At 45.8% G+C, this 16,610-nt stretch carries 14 protein-coding genes; 6 read left to right on the top strand and 8 right to left on the bottom strand.

The features are described from left to right. Positions 1-115: 115 nt before the first annotated feature. Positions 116-2,179 (bottom strand): family 43 glycosylhydrolase, encoded by a 2,064-nt coding sequence (locus AB4111_RS17370; RefSeq protein WP_442032518.1) that lies wholly within the window; start codon positions 2,177-2,179, stop codon positions 116-118. 33 nt (positions 2,180-2,212) lie between these two features. After that, entirely contained in the window at positions 2,213-4,129 is a 1,917-nt protein-coding gene (locus tag AB4111_RS17365) for a carbohydrate-binding protein (protein ID WP_442032517.1), read from the bottom strand. A 987-nt stretch (positions 4,130-5,116) separates the two neighbouring features. Here AB4111_RS17365 and AB4111_RS17360 point away from each other — a divergent pair. Together AB4111_RS17360 and AB4111_RS17355 are read left to right on the top strand one after the other, a co-directional pair. Continuing rightward, a complete protein-coding gene (locus AB4111_RS17360; RefSeq protein WP_442032516.1) occupies positions 5,117-5,476 on the top strand; it encodes a hypothetical protein in 360 nt (119 codons plus the stop codon). Positions 5,477-5,510: 34 nt separating this feature from the next. Further along, on the top strand, positions 5,511-6,629 hold the full coding sequence (locus tag AB4111_RS17355) for an exosporium glycoprotein BclB-related protein (protein ID WP_442032515.1): 1,119 nt from the start codon (positions 5,511-5,513) through the stop codon (positions 6,627-6,629). 232 nt (positions 6,630-6,861) lie between these two features. Here AB4111_RS17355 and AB4111_RS17350 read toward each other — a convergent pair whose 3' ends face one another. Beyond that, on the bottom strand, positions 6,862-7,317 hold the full coding sequence (locus tag AB4111_RS17350) for a DoxX family protein (RefSeq protein ID WP_442032514.1): 456 nt from the start codon (positions 7,315-7,317) through the stop codon (positions 6,862-6,864). Positions 7,318-7,355: 38 nt separating this feature from the next. On the opposite strand from AB4111_RS17350, the gene AB4111_RS17345 reads away from it, so the two are divergent. Next, entirely contained in the window at positions 7,356-7,739 is a 384-nt protein-coding gene (locus tag AB4111_RS17345; protein ID WP_442032513.1) for a winged helix-turn-helix transcriptional regulator, read from the top strand. A 221-nt stretch (positions 7,740-7,960) separates the two neighbouring features. Here the strand turns inward: AB4111_RS17345 and AB4111_RS17340 are convergent, their stop codons facing one another. The 3 genes from AB4111_RS17340 to AB4111_RS17330 form a co-directional block, all read right to left on the bottom strand. Beyond that, complete coding sequence (locus tag AB4111_RS17340) at positions 7,961-8,755, bottom strand: ankyrin repeat domain-containing protein (RefSeq protein WP_442032512.1); 795 nt, start codon at positions 8,753-8,755, stop codon at positions 7,961-7,963. 50 nt (positions 8,756-8,805) lie between these two features. Beyond that, positions 8,806-9,777, bottom strand: a complete 972-nt coding sequence (locus AB4111_RS17335; RefSeq protein ID WP_442032511.1) for a phosphotransferase — start codon at positions 9,775-9,777, stop codon at positions 8,806-8,808. Between the two features lie 250 nt (positions 9,778-10,027). Then, positions 10,028-10,801 carry an SDR family NAD(P)-dependent oxidoreductase gene (locus AB4111_RS17330; RefSeq protein WP_442032510.1) on the bottom strand — a complete coding sequence of 258 codons (774 nt, stop codon included), beginning with the start codon at positions 10,799-10,801 and terminating at the stop codon, positions 10,028-10,030. Positions 10,802-10,926: 125 nt separating this feature from the next. Between AB4111_RS17330 and AB4111_RS17325 the strand changes: the two genes are divergently transcribed. From AB4111_RS17325 to AB4111_RS17315, 3 genes are all read left to right on the top strand, one after another. Then, the gene (locus tag AB4111_RS17325; RefSeq protein ID WP_442032509.1) at positions 10,927-11,754 is read left to right on the top strand and encodes a helix-turn-helix transcriptional regulator; all 828 of its coding nucleotides are present in this window, start codon (positions 10,927-10,929) and stop codon (positions 11,752-11,754) included. A 50-nt stretch (positions 11,755-11,804) separates the two neighbouring features. Next, positions 11,805-12,392 carry an imm11 family protein gene (locus AB4111_RS17320; RefSeq protein WP_442032508.1) on the top strand — a complete coding sequence of 196 codons (588 nt, stop codon included), beginning with the start codon at positions 11,805-11,807 and terminating at the stop codon, positions 12,390-12,392. Positions 12,393-12,889: 497 nt separating this feature from the next. Then, the gene (locus tag AB4111_RS17315; RefSeq protein WP_442032507.1) at positions 12,890-14,449 is read left to right on the top strand and encodes an acetamidase/formamidase family protein; all 1,560 of its coding nucleotides are present in this window, start codon (positions 12,890-12,892) and stop codon (positions 14,447-14,449) included. A gap of 131 nt (positions 14,450-14,580) precedes the next feature. Here AB4111_RS17315 and AB4111_RS17310 read toward each other — a convergent pair whose 3' ends face one another. Next, entirely contained in the window at positions 14,581-15,435 is an 855-nt protein-coding gene (locus AB4111_RS17310) for a sulfurtransferase (RefSeq protein ID WP_442032506.1), read from the bottom strand. Between the two features lie 63 nt (positions 15,436-15,498). Beyond that, positions 15,499-16,443 carry a DMT family transporter gene (locus tag AB4111_RS17305; protein ID WP_442032505.1) on the bottom strand — a complete coding sequence of 315 codons (945 nt, stop codon included), beginning with the start codon at positions 16,441-16,443 and terminating at the stop codon, positions 15,499-15,501. Between the last annotated feature and the right edge of the window lie 167 nt (positions 16,444-16,610).

Below are 16,610 nucleotides of genomic sequence, written 5' to 3'. Positions count from 1 at the left end.
TTACAAAGAGGAAGATCTTCATAAGAAATGTACTGAAAAGGACCTGGCTCCACACATGGTGAAGTTACAGGTCCTGATTAATAACCGAAAAATTAATAACCTAATAAAACCACATTTATTCTACGCGGAAATAATCAAAATCTGCATATCCTCCGGTAGCCTTCGTTGCATAATTGAATAGTGCAAACCGGTATCCCATAAAGTGTGGCAGGGTGTAAGACATTTGAAGTGTATTGCCAATGGTTGTCCAGTTGCTACCATCCAGACTATAAGCAAAGTAGGCTTTGTCAGTCTGGTTCGTAAAATCACAGATGACGCGAAGATAGATTCTGTTCTGGTTTAATGGCATAGTTGCTACTTCGGTCATGGTGCCGGAACTGGCATTAGCCATAACGATGGATTTGGTGCTGCCCGTCATCTTTACGCCGACAAAGCCATATCTGGCCTGAAAAGCAGCGAGTCCAGCATAATCACCATCCTTCATGCCTGCTGTATCCAAAGCGGTAATGCCCGTGCTTTTTGGACCAAAGGTTCGTTGTGTCAGTGTGTTGCGTGCTTCTAACAGGTTTTTACTGATTTTGCCGGCAGTTAACCGCATGAAACCGGGCCTCTGGAGCAGGGACCAGTTGGCAGCATCGGGGTTATGATTCCACTGCCAGAATGTGGCTAGTCCAGATGTGCCGGAAGGTGAATTACTTGTCAGGGAGACGTCATCCACATAAAACGCCATCAGATCATTGGTCGAGTCCGGATTCGAGTTATACGGTGTTTCCACAAAAATAAAGCTTTGGGACAGGTCTGCATTCGACGGAACGGTATACGTACCTTGAAGAGTGCCCCATTGTCCGCGGGTTAGCGTCGCACTGCCCATAATGGAAATTCCGGTATAACTTGTACCGTTCTGGATGCTAAGATTAAACGTTTTGGTTGCAGGACCAGTCGTGTATTTGATTTTTGCCGAAAAAGAGTACGTTTCTCCCGGTACCAGCTTGCCTGTAACCATCTGTTTGGCACCACCAGCTGTCTGTTGTCTGCCGCTGACGAGCAGGCTTTTGGTCCCGCTAAACGCTTCGGCATTCGTTAAGTTGATGGTTGCCGTATTGTTGCTGGACCACGGCTGAATGGTGCTCTCCTCAAAGCCCCCGTTCACTAACAGTTGCGTTACTGAGGGTGTGCCTGATGTGGTTGTGTTGAACTCATCGGACCCGTAGATTTTGGCAACAGGCTGACCTTCAACGGGCATATTCATGTTCAGGGGAACCTTGCCGTTCACCCCAAACACAGGCCAGTTATCCGACCACGTCACCGGAACAAGATAGGGGATGCGCCCGATGGCCCCGCTATCTCGAAACAGCAATCCGTACCATGCACCGGATGAGGTATCCACGATACCTCCTTGGGCAATGCCCGAGTCTCTGAGTACAACTTTACCTGTGTATGGCCCTGTCAATGTGTTTGCACGATAGGCAAGCTGAATGCGGCCATCACCCGAAGGCCAGGCAATCAGGAATACATAGTACATGCCATTGATCTTCTGAATATGTGCTCCTTCTGCCTTTACAATCATGTTAGAGCCAGCTATACTGCTCGCGTTTGGAATCAGGACCTGACTCAGCCCGCCGGACTTGACGGCCTTGGCATCAGGTGTCAGCTCGACGATACTGATGTTATCACTGCCATGAACAAGAAAGGTTCGATTCCCGTCAAACATAAGGGAGGGGTCATGGTAATAACTGTTCAATGTGTAAGGTGTCCATGGCCCTGTTTCAATATTGCTGGTCTGATAAATATACGTATTGCCCGTGGAAAGTGAGCCAAAGGCCACATAATATATCCCGTTGTTGTACCGCAAGCTGCTTGCCCAGGAACCGCGTCCATACTCGTTTTGTCCGTTGTTCAGATTTTGTATATCCCCGTTTCCAAGGGTATCGTACACATAGTTTACGATGCTCCAGTTGACCAGATCATAAGACTTCATCACAGGTACACCCGGATTCATATGCATCGTTGTACTGGTCATATAAAATGCATTGCCCACCCGGATGACATCACTATCAGGAACATCCGCATAAATGACCGGATTGCTGAACGTCGCTGCGGAAGCGGTAGGGCTTGTCGCAGACAGCGATGCCACAAGTAACGGAAGAGAGAGCAGAAGCGTACAGATTTTTTTCCACATATTCTATCCTCCCGATCGATCATGTCCTATGAATTAAAGCGAGTACTCCAGATAATCAATATAAGCATCCCAAGTGCCATTATCCGTTGTTACGACCAGCTTGATTTCCTGATTGCCTGTAGCGTGAGTGATGCCGGTAAGCGTTTGAACGGTCGGCTCTGTTCCCGTGAAGTAGAATGACCCTGCGGTTATACCCCCGATGACCAGATCAACACGGGCTGTATTATTGTTGTTGGAAGCACCGCGGACAGAGAATTGATGGGTTGGGAATGCAAAATATTGATTGTATGCTGCATAATCATTGTTCGCGTAAAGAGCGACTCCATTAAAAGGGGAACTGATTACGCCAGCGTATTGGCCGCCAAGCGTCATGTTATCGGCTTCGTAACGGGTGACGTTTGGATTGGGGTTGCCGCCCGAACCGGATGTAAACTGCCAGTAATCCAGTTTGAACAGGTTTCCATTTCCTGAGCCTGTAAACACCAGATACAAACGATGTACGCCCGTAGCGTTGGTTACATTGGTCTCCATCTCGCGCCACGTTTGCGAACCGCCGGTTGAGCTTACATTAAGTGTTCCAACCAGAGGACCTGTCGGACTGTCCAGTCGTACCTCGATGTTGCCATTTCCGGTAGAAGCGACATTAGCCTTGAACTTGGAGGCTCCAGCTGAGCCAAAATCAACATTGCCGACCGCGATCCAATCTCCATTATGAATATTAGTGACATTCTGATTGGCTACAGGTCCACCGCTCGCTTGACTCGGCTCGGTGTTAATGCCCGCTTGCCAGCCAATGGTCTCCGCTTCCACCCGGACATATGGGTTGAGGTTGGTCGTTTGGGATACACCAGTCATGTTACCCTGCACTTCCTGGATGGAGCCATCCGCGTTGTGGGTCAGCTTGTTGATGTGGGTGGAACGGTACCCTTTGCCATCCCCGAGGAATGCCTTACTTACCGTTTGTGCATGGTACGCCACATACCATTCGTTGTTGAACTGAAACACGGCATGGTGGTTATTGCCGCCTACCCCGAAGAACGTACCAGGATTTTTCAGAAAGTGTCCTTTATACGTAAAAGGCCCCATCGGGCTGTCGCTTACCATGTATCCGATCTCACCTTTTGGATATGCAGCGGGATGTGTTCCCGCGAAGTTGATGCAGTAGGAGTAGTAATATTTGCCGTTATACTTATGAATACCAGAATCTTCGAACATATAAGGAGAATCAATCGTAACGGCACTGCCCACCACGCTGACCATGTCGGCACCGAGACGAATGACGCGAGCTGTTTTGGGATTGGCAATGGAAGCAGCATTGGTATCATTCGGAATTCCGCCTCCAGCATACAAGTAAGCAGAGCCATCATCATCGACAAGTACAGCCGGATCAAAGAGCCAGGTTACACCAGACATACCCGGTGTTCCGTGTGTTAGAAGGGCACGTCCGATTGGGTCGGACCAAGGACCGATGGGAGAATCTGCTGTGAGTACCCCGATACCTCCGCCCGAGTTGGCAAAATACAGAAAAAACTTTTCTTTGCCAGCAATGGTTTTCTTCGCCATGGCAGGAGCCCAGGATTGGGTAGCCCATTTGGCAATACCTTGTCCATTATTGGCATTATTCGCACCCGCTACAGGGATGGAACCATGGTCTGTCCAGTTCACCATGTCAGCTGAAGAGATGACGTTAATTTTCCCGATGGTGCTGTACTGGTTCTCTCTGACAGAGCCGTCACTGTTGTACAGAAATGCATCACCTGTCATGTAGACATAGACCCTATTGTTATGGACGAGCACATAAGGGTCGGCTCCAAGTTTGTGATCGATGAGAGGATTAGAATTTCCAGGAAGTTTGGCAACGGCTGCATTGGCTGCATGGCTCGATTCTACGGGTAGGGTGACAAAGATTAGCAGACACGCCAACAACAAAACTAGCGGTTTACGGATCATACGTTTCGCCTCCATGAGATTGGATTAGTGGTGAATCGAAATTCAGAATAGCTGAGATGATGAAATGTCGAAAAAATGAAGAGTGTCCCTCATGTCACCCCCTTTTTGACTAGTTATTAGGTTGGCTGCTAGGTAAGTCTTCATGTTGTTTTATATGGTTTAAGCCAGGCGACCTCTACACCGTGTACGTGGTCACGGTGACAAGGGAGTGGCTATAACCCGAAGTAAGCCTGTATCTGTGTGTGGGATTAGAAAAGCTATAATCCGTCAGGTTTCTTTTTGTAATCGCTTTCAATAAAATAGGTTAGAACACTGGAAGTTGGCGAAGAAAGAGGTTTGGTCACATTTAAATGTAATTATTTTTCATATTTTCTTTTAAATGTTTATTAACTTGACGATATCATATCACAATTTTAAGATAATACAATCTTTTTCTCTTTGCTGGAGGATGAAGTAGATTACTATTTTATCGCTAACATTCAAAACGGTTGGTTCAGCATCAACTGTACTATTATGGGTGGATATGGAGATAAAGCTTCGTTCCAGAGCCAGAAGGGGTGAAGGGCTTAGAACGAATCATTATTTGGAGTTGGAGGTAGATGAGTTCCTGAACCTAAGCCCGTCATTCTGTTCATAACCTCATCAAATAAGCACGAATATAAACACGTCTTAAGCAGTGGCCGTTTCCCTGGGATCGAATGGGGGATCGGTCGTTTTTTTTTGCTGGAATCGAATTGGCTTTAAACCAAATACTCGCCTACTTGATACTCAACTTTCACTAGCATAATTTCTTCTCCCTGTTGTACATATTTCATTCATTGTATAGATAAGCACGGGTCGTACAAGGTTGTTGTTTATTGATAATGGTGAAATTGCCCCCTGTGTTTTGTCCACACCGTCGGTTGAGTTTTTGAATATTACTATCAAGTGAGCTTATGCCAAATAATGCTAGAGTATGAGTTTCATAAAAAGGTGGGATGGGGAAAAATGTCTATTTTATCAACAGGACCGATTGAAAACAATCCGGTTTCCGGAGTTAGACCAACACAAAAGGTAACGATTAAATTGGTAAGTCAGACTGATGTGGATTCTGTAACAGTATCCATTCAGGGTTATGTGCTAAGCACAACGAGAACGTTGTATGTCAGTGAAGTGATTAGTGTAGCCCCTAACGAAGCAGTGACCAGAGATTATTTTGCAGATTTAGATGCGTTTGAGTTTGTATTTGGAACAGATGTGGCAGGTGTGAAGGAAGTAGGGATTTCAGTGTGGGGCAAACAAGCCTCTGGACAATTGGTTGATGCACACCGGGTGGTGGAGCACGAAAATACAGTTAATAACATCTAGCAGATAAGAAATAACCAAAATAGGAGATGTAGCGATGAGCTTTTTATCAACAGGGCCGATAGAAAATAATGCTGTTAGCGGTGTAAGACCGACTCAGACAGTTACAGTCAGAATTGATAACCGTAGTGATGTGACAGCCTCAACCGTACAAATACAAGGGTATTACATGAGTGGTGGAATAAGAGTACTGTATGTCAGTGAGTCTTTTGACATCGTACCCAATCAAGTAATAACCAACAACTATTATGCCAATTTTGATGCCTTCGAGTTTACTTTTACAACACCAGCGGTAGTTAATGATCCTGCTCAAATATCCGTATGGGGAAAGAGCAGCACAGGAGCTTTGGTAACAGCCCATCGTTTGGTTTCTTCCGAATTGCTGGGTGAAATTCCAAGCATCACTGGGGCCACAGGTGCAACGGGAGCAACAGGCAACGCAGGTACAACCGGAGCAACAGGAACAACAGGTACAGCAGGTGTAACCGGAGTAACGGGAGCAACAGGCACCGCAGGTACAACCGGAGTAACGGGAGCAACAGGCACGGCAGGTGTAACCGGAGTAACAGGCACGGCGGGTGTAACCGGAGCAACAGGCACAGCAGGTGTAACCGGGGCTACTGGTGCGACAGGTTCTGGAGCAATTATTCCTTATGCATCAGGACTTCCGGTTGCGTTGACTACGGTATTGGGCGGCCTTCTGAATACCTCCAGTTTAGTTGGTTTTGGCAACAGTGCTACAGGGGTAAGTGTTAGTGGAGGAATTATTGATCTCACAGGCGCTGCTGGAACGTTGCTTAACTTTGCATTCTCCGCTTCGCGTACAGGAACGATTACTTCACTGGCTGCATATTACAGCACGACAGCCGGACTGAGCTTGGTTGGATCTACAGTAACCATAACTGCACAATTATTCCGCTCCACTACACCGAATAACTCCTTTACAGCTGTACCTGGTGCATTGGTCACTTTGGCTCCCCCACTCACCGGAATTCTGGCACTGGGCACAATATCCAGTGGATTGACTACAGGACTGAGCATTCCGGTAGCCGCAGGTGACCGCTTGCTTATGGTCTTCTCGGCATCAGTAACAGCTGGTCTTGATGTAGCTACAACCGTGGGCGGATATGCAAGCGGCGGTCTGACCATCACTTAACGGAAAATTATATATCAAGTTGTTAGACAGGGGCCCTTGCCAATATGACGAGAGGTCCCTGTTTATATGTGAGCACATCGGTAACGGGATAGCTACAAAATGCTATCATAGATTATTAAGACCGCTTTTTAAAAAAGGTTGGAAACAGTCTTTCACTCTTAACCTACCCCAAAGGATACGTATATAAAATTGGGTTGGGTAGGAGAACAGATAAGTCTGATGAGCGCCGTGTTCATAGTCTTCCAAAGGTTACGATCAATGCCAGAACTATAAAAAAGATATTCACGCCAAGCTCCCGATACTCTTTACGCCGAATATGAAACAGCATTCCAAGAATTACGACCGCTGCCAGAGCCATCGCCGCGATCGGCGTAAGCAACGGAGCTATGTTCAGCGCCGACGGCAAAACAAGGCCCAGCGCTCCGAGTAACTCCGCGATTCCGATCAGAACAACCAGACTTTTTGGCACATCATCGACCCAGGCCCACATCTTTCTTGATGACTCGATACGAATGGTTTTCATCCATCCCGAATATACGAAGCCTGCCGCTAATATGAATTGTACGATCCATAACGTTATATCCATCGTTTCTTTACCCCTCACTTGTTCAATTTTGATGTCTGCCTCTATACTAAAGTGAGAAAGTCCAATCAGGAAGTAGGCACTTAAACCTAACCAGGTAACCAAAAGTAAACCCTCGGATGACTAGAAAGTGAGGAATGCAAATGACGGTGTATTGCAAATTCGGAACGGCGCTGGATATCCTTACGGGCAAATGGAAATCTTTAATTCTTCTACGCCTGCTGAGCAACGGCACAATGCGGTTCAGCGAATTACAAAAAGCCATTCCGGATATTTCGAAAAAGATGTTAGCCCAGCAGTTGAAAGAACTGGAGTATCATGATATTGTGCATCGCGAAGTGTATGCACAGATTCCTCCTAAGGTTGAATACTCGATTACGGAGTACGGACAGCTCATGAAACCTGTGCTTCAGACAATGAGTGACTGGGGAGCCGGCCATATGCAGCATATGGAGAAGCTGTACGGTGAAGCAGCCGAAGCAGAGGCAGACCCTTCCGAATTTCGGGAAATCGATTCCTTGGGGTAAACATTCCGGTATGAAGCGCATGTTAAAAAAGCCCGCAAAGATCTCGGGCTTTTCCTTTTATACATATACAAATAACTAAAAAATGCTTAAACCTTCTACTCCTCCCCGGTAACAAACGGATTCTTCACTTACCTGATCCAGTTATTTCGGCTTTTTTTGCACCTTCTCATGTTTGCAGTCATCAGCAGTTGGTACTTCCAGACTAACCATTGATCATTCATCTACCTGTGAATCTCGCTAGCAGACTTGGCACCTTGATTCTCAAGCCACGGGATCAGTTCAACCCATAAATGTCGTTTGGCTGTGTCCAGTGGAGTCATTCCATCCCAGGTGGCTATCCAGTTCAGTTCGGCGCCTCGGTCAAGCAGGTATTCAGCTGTTTCTCTACGACCTCCATGGCAAGCACACCAGAAGGCAACGGTTACTGCATTGGGAGGAGAAGGGGAGCTGCTTGTTCCCCAAGGATAACGTTCCGGGAGTTTGGCTCCTTTAAAATGTTCTTGTATGGCGTGAATATCTCCAAGGGCGGCCGCATGCCAAAGGGCAAAGATCGCGCCGCGTTCAACCAAGCGCCGTGCTGCATCCCATTGTGCAAAAGCAATAGCATCGTCTAGCGGGGTGCCACCGGCGATGACTGCGCCAGGGGCTTCAATGTCTGCGCCAGCGTCAAGAAGGGCATCGAGCACTTGAACATCATTGGAGCTTGCAGCCCAATGCAAAGGTGTCTCGATGTTTGGACCGACAAAAGGAGCGTTCACTTCCGCACCGAACTTGGTCAATACTCGCACGGTATACGCTCCATTAGGGAAGTGCCCCGGCCAATCCGTCACCACGTGCAGCAGTGTTCGAGAGATAGTAGAGTCTGAATCTACGTTGTCAGGCTTTCTTTCCAATATTCTTATATTTGCCAATCCCGAATTCTCTGCCAGCAGTTGCTGTAACGATGGGATATCTCCAGTATGAATGGCTTGAATAACGCTCACGGCGAGTTGTTCATCTTCGTAAATAAATTCCATCCTCAAATCTCCTTCCAGAGTTATATCCATATTCATGTGTATGGTTCTTATCACATAAGCATCTGAACTGCGCATCTGGCATGATACTTCGCGAGACCTATAGCGAATTGCTGATCGGGGAATTGTCTGTGAAGCAGTTTCAATCCTCCTGATATCAGGGACAAATGATGGCAGAATCGATAAAATGTCATCCGCTCCGGGTCGAGATCGTTACTTTTCAAGTAATGATAAAAGTTTCCGAATCGAAACTCCAGAAAGCTATGCTCATGTTCGAGATCGAAAAATCCTGCGCCATCAATATCAATAAGGCATGGTTGCATCGCATGATCTATCCATATATGATCCGGACCTAGCTCTCCATGAATGAAACTATAGAGATCTCTCGGTTGAATGGCTGCTTCCAATTCGTAAAGTTTCTCAAGCAGCCTTTCGTCATTTTTCCTTATATCTGTCATGTGCTTGGATGCATAGGATAAGGCTGTTTCGGCATCCAACCGCTGAACTTTGTAGCAAGGTTCGGCCTTTTTTCTGTTATCGTTGGCATTACCATAAACATTTCTTTGGATGTTATGCATATGAGACAACATATTCTTGATCCGTTGAAACAACTCATTCCGATCTATGTGATTTTTATGCTGGAAATAGGCTTCGGCCTTCTGTCCATCCACATACTCAACAAGAGCAAAATCATAAGCGTACTGGTCTCTATCGTTATTCAGATCATATAAGGTTGGTGTTCGAATTCCATGTTGAGCGAGAAAGCGAGTGTTTAAAGAGAAAATTTCGCTGCCATAGGAACTATGGAAAGTGGCTTCATTCAATATTTCTTCCTGAAAATAATTGCTGGAAATATCCCAAACGTACAGCATACAAGTAAAACCATTCTTGAAGTCAATTTTGTAAATGACTTTTTGTGCGCCACCATGAATTCTTTCGCTCTGCGTTATATGGTAACTGGCACCAAATACATTGTACACATAATCCTGTAATTCTTCACGAGTAAGATGGTTGTTGGACATCATTGATTTATGCTCCGTTTCATCTGTAGTTTGCCGGCCAGCAACCTAAATATATAGAATATTCTTCCAAAAATATAGACTGTTTCTTTTCGATCTGTTAAAGTGTTGATTAAGGTCTGTATATTCATATGTATATTAAAGTAAGGGGCAGGGTACTCATGTTCATGAGTAACCCGGCCCCTAATTTGCATTTTGCATGCAAGTTAACATTGTATTGACATCAACTTAGACACTTCGAATGTAGCCACCGATTCTATACACTAAGTCCACCATCTACAGGCAAAACGACCCCGGTAACGAAAGATGAATAATCACTAAGCAACCAAGCGGCTGCGTTAGCGATCTCAACAGGTTCAGCTGGACGTCGAAGAGGTGTCTTAGCACTAATTTGTTCAACAATGTCAGGGTTAATAGAAACCCATTGCTGAATCATATCCGTCATTGTGGTTCCCGGAGCAATGGCATTAACACGGATACCCGCTGGCCCATATTCGACTGCAGCCGTTTGAGTCAGACTGTTTACCGCTCGTTTAGATGCCCCGTACGCCCCCAGCCCGGGATTCCCCTTCAGACTGCCCACGCTGCTGGTATTAACAATAGACCCTGACCCTGAAGTCTCCATCATAGCTTTAATCTGGGCTTTCATGCACAGCCAGACTCCTTTATAATTTACGGACTGAATCAGGTCGAAGTCTTCTTCTCTTTCATCCACCAGCGATGATACCGTGACTCCGATGCCTGCGTTATTAAAAGCAGCATCCAGACGGCCATATCGTTCCACTGTAGCCTTGACAGCTTCTTCAACATTGCTTACATCTGACAGATCAGCTGTAAAATATGCAGCATCTCCGCCCGACTTTACAATTTCATCCCTGACTTTACGCAACTCAGACTCTGTTCTTGCGACGAGCATCACAGAAGCTCCTTGTTGTACAAACAGCCTTGCTGCCTCAGCTCCAATGCCTCGCCCCGCACCTGTAATCATCACTACCTTGCCCGCCAACATTTGTCCTGCAATGGTTGTCATATTCATTCTCCTTGCCTGGAATTGTTGATCTCATCAACTGGCTTAAGTATACTTTGACTATTAATGGTCACGAGAACCTGCTTGATGGTGGGTTTGCAAGTGATAGGATAAGGGGGAGCTTTTACTTGAACGACAGTGAGCGCCGTTTAGCGCTAGGCAATTTCTTAAGAGATTTACGCTCCTCTCTATCTCCCCTTGATGTCGGCCTTTTGCCTGGGAATCGTCGTCGCACACGAGGTTTGCGGCGAGAGGAAGTCGCCGGGATCGCGAACATAGGACTTTCATGGTATACACGCCTTGAGCAAGGTCGTGATATCCGCCCATCGGTAGGTGTACTGGAAAGCTTGGCTTCGGCGCTCAAGCTGACACCCAATGAGCGCAGACATCTCTTTCTGCTTGCTGGAGAATCACTGCCTCCTCAATCGACTATAAGGGAAGAGAAAATCAACTCATCCATTCAGGACATGATGAATGAATTGAATCCTAATCCGGCTTATGTCATCGGGAAAAAGTGGGATTTTCTTGCTTGGAATAAAGCGGCAGATGATGTATTTACGATTAATAGGGTATCACCTCCGCATGATTATAATTTGATCTGGCGCCAATTTACGGATCCTGTGTGGAAAGAGGCATCGGAGGATTGGGAGAGTGTCTCACAGAGAATGATTGCCGAGTTTAGAACGTCAAGAGCACGCTATCTTAACGATGATTCATTCGACAAGTTAATCGAAGATTTGAAGAGGACAAGTGCTGATTTTACGAGGATGTGGCAGTATCATGAAGTGCCAGGTTCCCTTGACGGCTACAAGAGGCTTGTGCACCCCACTTTTGGAGTTGTTGAATTTGAGCATGTTACCCTTCAATTTCCCAATGAACCAGATCAGCGAATCATGATTTATATGCCTCATCCAGCAACAAAATCCCGTTTAGAGCATTACTTCACGCACGAGTAGACAACCGTAAAGATTGAGAGGCACTTCATCCGGAAAGGATACATCACTCTTTGAACTATTATTTTCTAGAATCTCAATATCCACGTAGAGGGTTTATTAGTGGTGGAACGATTTTCACTCCCCAATTAGATATGAATTATGTGGCGATAGAGAATCCGTTGCCAGAGGGGACAACCGCAGAGGTTGAGTTACTGTCCTCGGTGCGCAACCTGAATGTAGATTATTTTGAGACGATCACAGGCACAAGACACGTATCAGATCGTTTCAAAATACTGTTGGAGGAAAAGCAAACAAACATCCAGTTTATTCCGACAACGTTGTGTTACCACGACGGTCGTTCGGTTGAAAAAACCTATTGGACTGCACATCGGTTTGATCGTTTGGATGTTTTCGATTATGAACATTCGGAATATGGGCGCAAAGCAGTCATTGCTGCATCTGTAGAACAGCCTCCACGTAAGGTCGTCAAAGTTGTATCTCGAATCTGCTTTCATGAAGAGCGAATTGGCGAGCATGAATTTTTTATGCTGGATTATATCAATATCTTCAAACCCATTGTTTCAAAAGATTTTTACGAAATATGCCGAAAACATAAGCTGAATCTAAACGTTACAGAAGTCGGAGAGGTAAGCTCCTGAAATGCATGGATATAATTAAAGCAGAAAGAAGCCCGCGACAGACGCGGGTTCTTCGTCTTTATTTTCCCCCGTAGCCACCGGATTCTCCTCATAACTACTCCATTCGCTCCAGCTTCTGGAATACAACTTCACATTCGGATATCCCGCTTCTTCCAACGCAATCACGTGTGGACAGGTGTTTATGCCTTAACCGGAGTGCAGTAGTATTCCTACTGCGGGATCATACACATGCAAGAAATACATCATTTTTCTGCAACTTAATTTCGTTTGTTCAAATCTCTGAAGGAGGATCCTCACGTTTACTAAAATGTATTTAAGTTTTCCGTAACTTATGTATGATAGGTATATTGACATTTTTATTTATGGTTATAAGATTAATCTTGAAATCAAGCCCTATTATGTTACTTTTACTGACAAAAAAATATTGTTGTAAATGTATTTATATGTTAGTGTGTATTTATGTTAGGTAATGTTACATAGTATAAAGGGGGAACGTTATGTTTATTAACCGAACCATTAGAAGATTTGGGGTTTCACTAGGGATTATAGGTATGTTTACATTTGCTCTACCTTCATTGGGCTTTGGTATGCCGCTGCAACCAACAACCTTGGATAAGGTAGAAGGTGATTATTATGTAACGTCTGCGATTGAGAACATTCGCTGGGGATCACTGCCTAATCGAGACAGCTCTCCGATTCTCACTGTACCATCAGGAAGTGCGGTAACATTTGACACGGTATCGCATGAGGGACTGATGGAGGATCAAGGGAGAAATCCAGTGGAGTACTTCGGCAAATTTGGTATCTCATCCGATGGCGTGTTGGATGATGCGAAGGCAATTACAGCTTCTGAGATTAAGCATGATTTTGTAAAAGACGGACCTCATATTATCACTGGGCCAGTAGCGGTTGAGGGAGCAGAGCCGGGAGATGTTCTTAAAGTAGAAGTCCTTTCGTTGCAAACGCGAGTTCCCTATGGTGTCATTTCTAACCGCCATGGGAAAGGGGCCCTCCCTAACGAATTTCCAGAAAATACAGGCCCACAAGAGGGAGCTAGCGCAACAAAACCGGAATTATATAATAATGTATCTATATTTACACCTATAGAAGAAATCAACGGCAATTGGTATGGGGTATTACCAACAAAAGCCGGCAAAAATGTACGTTTCCCAATTAACCCGTTTCTAGGTGTGATGGGGGTTGCGCCAAATACCAGCGAGGTTGTGAGTTCGATCCCGCCGATCGAAACAGGAGGGAATATGGATATTAATGAGTTGGGTGTTGGTGCAACTATTTATTATCCAATTCAAGTTAAAGGCGGGTTATTTTATACTGGTGATCCGCACTTTGCGCAAGGAGATGGAGAAGTAGCGTTAACTGCATTGGAAGCTTCCTTAAGGGGCACAGTTCGGTTAACGGTGTTAAAGAAAGGTGATCCATCACTGCCACACAGCGGAGAATTCACGCAACCCTTTGCTGAAACAGAGGATTATTGGATTCCCATTGGTCTGGACCCTGATTTGGATGAAGCAATGAAAGAATCAGTACGTGAATCGATTCAATTCTTATCCGATAAGCTTGATATGGATAGAAGTGTAGCTTATGCGTACCTATCGGCCGCAACGGATTACGAAGTATCTCAGGTCGTGGACCGAACCAAAGGGGTTCATGGACTCATTCGAAAGACCGATTTCCTTGAATATGTTGACGTTGCCATGAATGTAGGGGGTACGACAATCAAACCGGTTGTTCATAACGAAGAGTTCTATGTACCGATTCGAACCATTTCGGAGCTATTGGGCGGCACAGTAGAATGGGATCATAAGACGCGTACCACGCAAATCAAATTAGGCACGAAAAATATAAGTGCTCAAATTGGTTCAGATGTGTATTCAATCAACGATAAACTGGTGTTCAATAGTAAAGTACCTAAGCTTTTAAATGGCGAAACTGTAGTTCCGGTTTCTGTTATTAATGAAATACTGGGTGCTTATGTAAACTGGACGACGATCGACAAGACGTTAACAGCAAATGTATCTTTAAGTAAAAAGCAATAATAGATTTCATATTCAATCGTGGTGGACGGACGTCCATCACGGTTTTTTCTGTTATCATAAATCCAAACATAGAAAAATACATCGCCAGGTGGCTTATCTGCCCCGGCGATGTACTCAATGTCGATACACTTCTATATGTCTTGGTGCTCTTCCGCATTACCTATAGCCACAGGATTCCCCTCATAGCTAATCCAATCGCTCCAACTTCCGGAATACAATCTTACATTCGAGAATCCCGCTTCCTCCAGAGCAATCACATTCGGGCAAGCCGAGACGCCAGAACCGCAGTACACGATAATTGCACCATCCTTGTCCAGCTTACTGAAACGTTCTTCTAACACCTCAGTACCTGTCCAACGTCCATCCCAATCCAACACATCTTTCCAAAAGTAGTTCAACGCACCCGGTATATGTCCGGCTTTGGCATCAATGGGTTCCTCCAGACCCGCATAACGGCGGGTATCGCGGGAGTCGATCAACACAGCGCTGCCAGTTACCGAGGCTTGTTGCACATCTTGCACACTTGCCAGCATCTGCGGCTGTAGGTTCACCTCAAAGGAAGACGGGATCTGCACGGGCACATCCTGGGTCACCGGGAACTTGGCATTTTGCCAAGCAGAGAAACCTTCGTCCATGATATACACCTGTTCATGACCGATATAGCGAAGCAGCCACCATAACCGTGAAGCATTCATCCCGCCTTGATCATCATAAGCAACGATTCGACTATTGGAGCCAATGCCCGCTTTGGCGAGACGATTTGCGAGCATATCCGGATCAGGGAGCGGGTGACGTCCTCCGTGCGCAGAGACAGGAGAAGACAGGTCTTTTTCCAAATCGAGATAGACAGCTCCTGGAATATGTCCAGCTTCATAAGCTTGTCTTCCGGCCTCCGGCTGACCGAGCAAGAATCGGCAATCGGCAATGACCACATCCGGTTCATACATTCTGGCGAGCAGCCAGCGCATGGATACAATATTTTTCATCAAAATACACCGCCTTAGGAGAGTGGTAGAGTCGTTTATAACTATGCATTACGAAAAAATACGTTATACCGTAGTAGGTTCAACAGGCCCTTTGCCAGCGATAGGAGCATCGGCAGGAATGGGTTGAGGTTTGGTTTTGCCATATCGAATGAAGATCCATACCCCGAATATGATGACGACCCCGGCAGACATCTGTACAGCACTGAGCGATTCGCCGAGCAGCATCCAGGCCAGTAATGAAGAGAATACGGGTTCCCCAAGTACGCCCATGGATACGGTCGTGGCATTCATATATTGAAGCAGCCAGTTGAAGAGATAATGTCCGAAGATCGTTGGTACAATGGCGAGCAGCAAGAAGATTCCCCACTCTGACGCAGCGTAACCCCCGAATGGGTGGCCCATAATCAGATTATATACCGCCAGCGTACAAGCAGCCACGAAGAATACCCAGAAGTTATACGAAAATGCACTAAGTCCCGCTCGCAAAAATTGACCCAGCAGCATATGAACAGCGACTGCAATTGTGCCAAGTAAAGACAGGATATCACCTTGCAGGGCAGTACCTGCCAACTGGAAATCTCCTGCACCAATGACAATTGAGCCAAGCAGGGCGATGCCCATGCCGATAATCATCATGCGGTTAATTTTGGCTTTGAACAGCCATACCGAACCTGCAAGAATCAGTATAGGCTCCAGTGCGAGAATGACTGTGGAACTGGCAACACTGGTGAGCCTAAGCGAACCCATCCATAGTAGAAAGTGCAGGGCGAGCATCACACCGGATGCAAGCAGCAAGCCCCACTGTCGTGCATTCAGACGCATCATCTCATGTCTATATTTCCAGACAAAAGGGAGCATCAGCAGGTTGGTCAGAAATAGGCGGTACATAGCAATGACCGCAACATCGGCGGTAGACCAGCGTACAAAGATCGAAGAGAAAGAAATAGCGATAATGCCGACAAAGAATAACAGATAGATGGATCTGCCGGCACGGTTCAAGCTTGTCATGGGTGTAGCTCCTTCTTGAAGTCTGATGGCGTAAATCACTTCATTATACAGGAGAAGGTAACCGCAGGAAAGATAAAGAGAACAAAGAGATAAGTAGATTGTAACCGGGCTTGTAACTATTCTGTCATTCTCCCGATCCACTTTTCTATTAATCTTCTATATAGAGA

The sequence above is a fragment of the Paenibacillus sp. 2KB_22 genome (genome assembly GCF_052115745.1).
Taxonomy (GTDB): domain Bacteria; phylum Bacillota; class Bacilli; order Paenibacillales; family Paenibacillaceae; genus Paenibacillus.
This window is presented reverse-complemented; position numbering and strand designations above follow the sequence as displayed.

Coding starts and splice junctions, on each gene's coding strand:
- AB4111_RS17335 (WP_442032511.1), bottom strand. CDS start 9,777: ATGATGTCCAACAACCATCTTACTCGTGAAGAATTACAGGATTATGTG.
- AB4111_RS17345 (WP_442032513.1), top strand. CDS start 7,356: ATGACGGTGTATTGCAAATTCGGAACGGCGCTGGATATCCTTACGGGC.
- AB4111_RS17310 (WP_442032506.1), bottom strand. CDS start 15,435: ATGAAAAATATTGTATCCATGCGCTGGCTGCTCGCCAGAATGTATGAA.
- AB4111_RS17360 (WP_442032516.1), top strand. CDS start 5,117: ATGTCTATTTTATCAACAGGACCGATTGAAAACAATCCGGTTTCCGGA.
- AB4111_RS17305 (WP_442032505.1), bottom strand. CDS start 16,443: ATGACAAGCTTGAACCGTGCCGGCAGATCCATCTATCTGTTATTCTTT.
- AB4111_RS17365 (WP_442032517.1), bottom strand. CDS start 4,129: ATGATCCGTAAACCGCTAGTTTTGTTGTTGGCGTGTCTGCTAATCTTT.
- AB4111_RS17340 (WP_442032512.1), bottom strand. CDS start 8,755: ATGGAATTTATTTACGAAGATGAACAACTCGCCGTGAGCGTTATTCAA.
- AB4111_RS17355 (WP_442032515.1), top strand. CDS start 5,511: ATGAGCTTTTTATCAACAGGGCCGATAGAAAATAATGCTGTTAGCGGT.
- AB4111_RS17330 (WP_442032510.1), bottom strand. CDS start 10,801: ATGACAACCATTGCAGGACAAATGTTGGCGGGCAAGGTAGTGATGATT.
- AB4111_RS17370 (WP_442032518.1), bottom strand. CDS start 2,179: ATGTGGAAAAAAATCTGTACGCTTCTGCTCTCTCTTCCGTTACTTGTG.
- AB4111_RS17315 (WP_442032507.1), top strand. CDS start 12,890: ATGTTTATTAACCGAACCATTAGAAGATTTGGGGTTTCACTAGGGATT.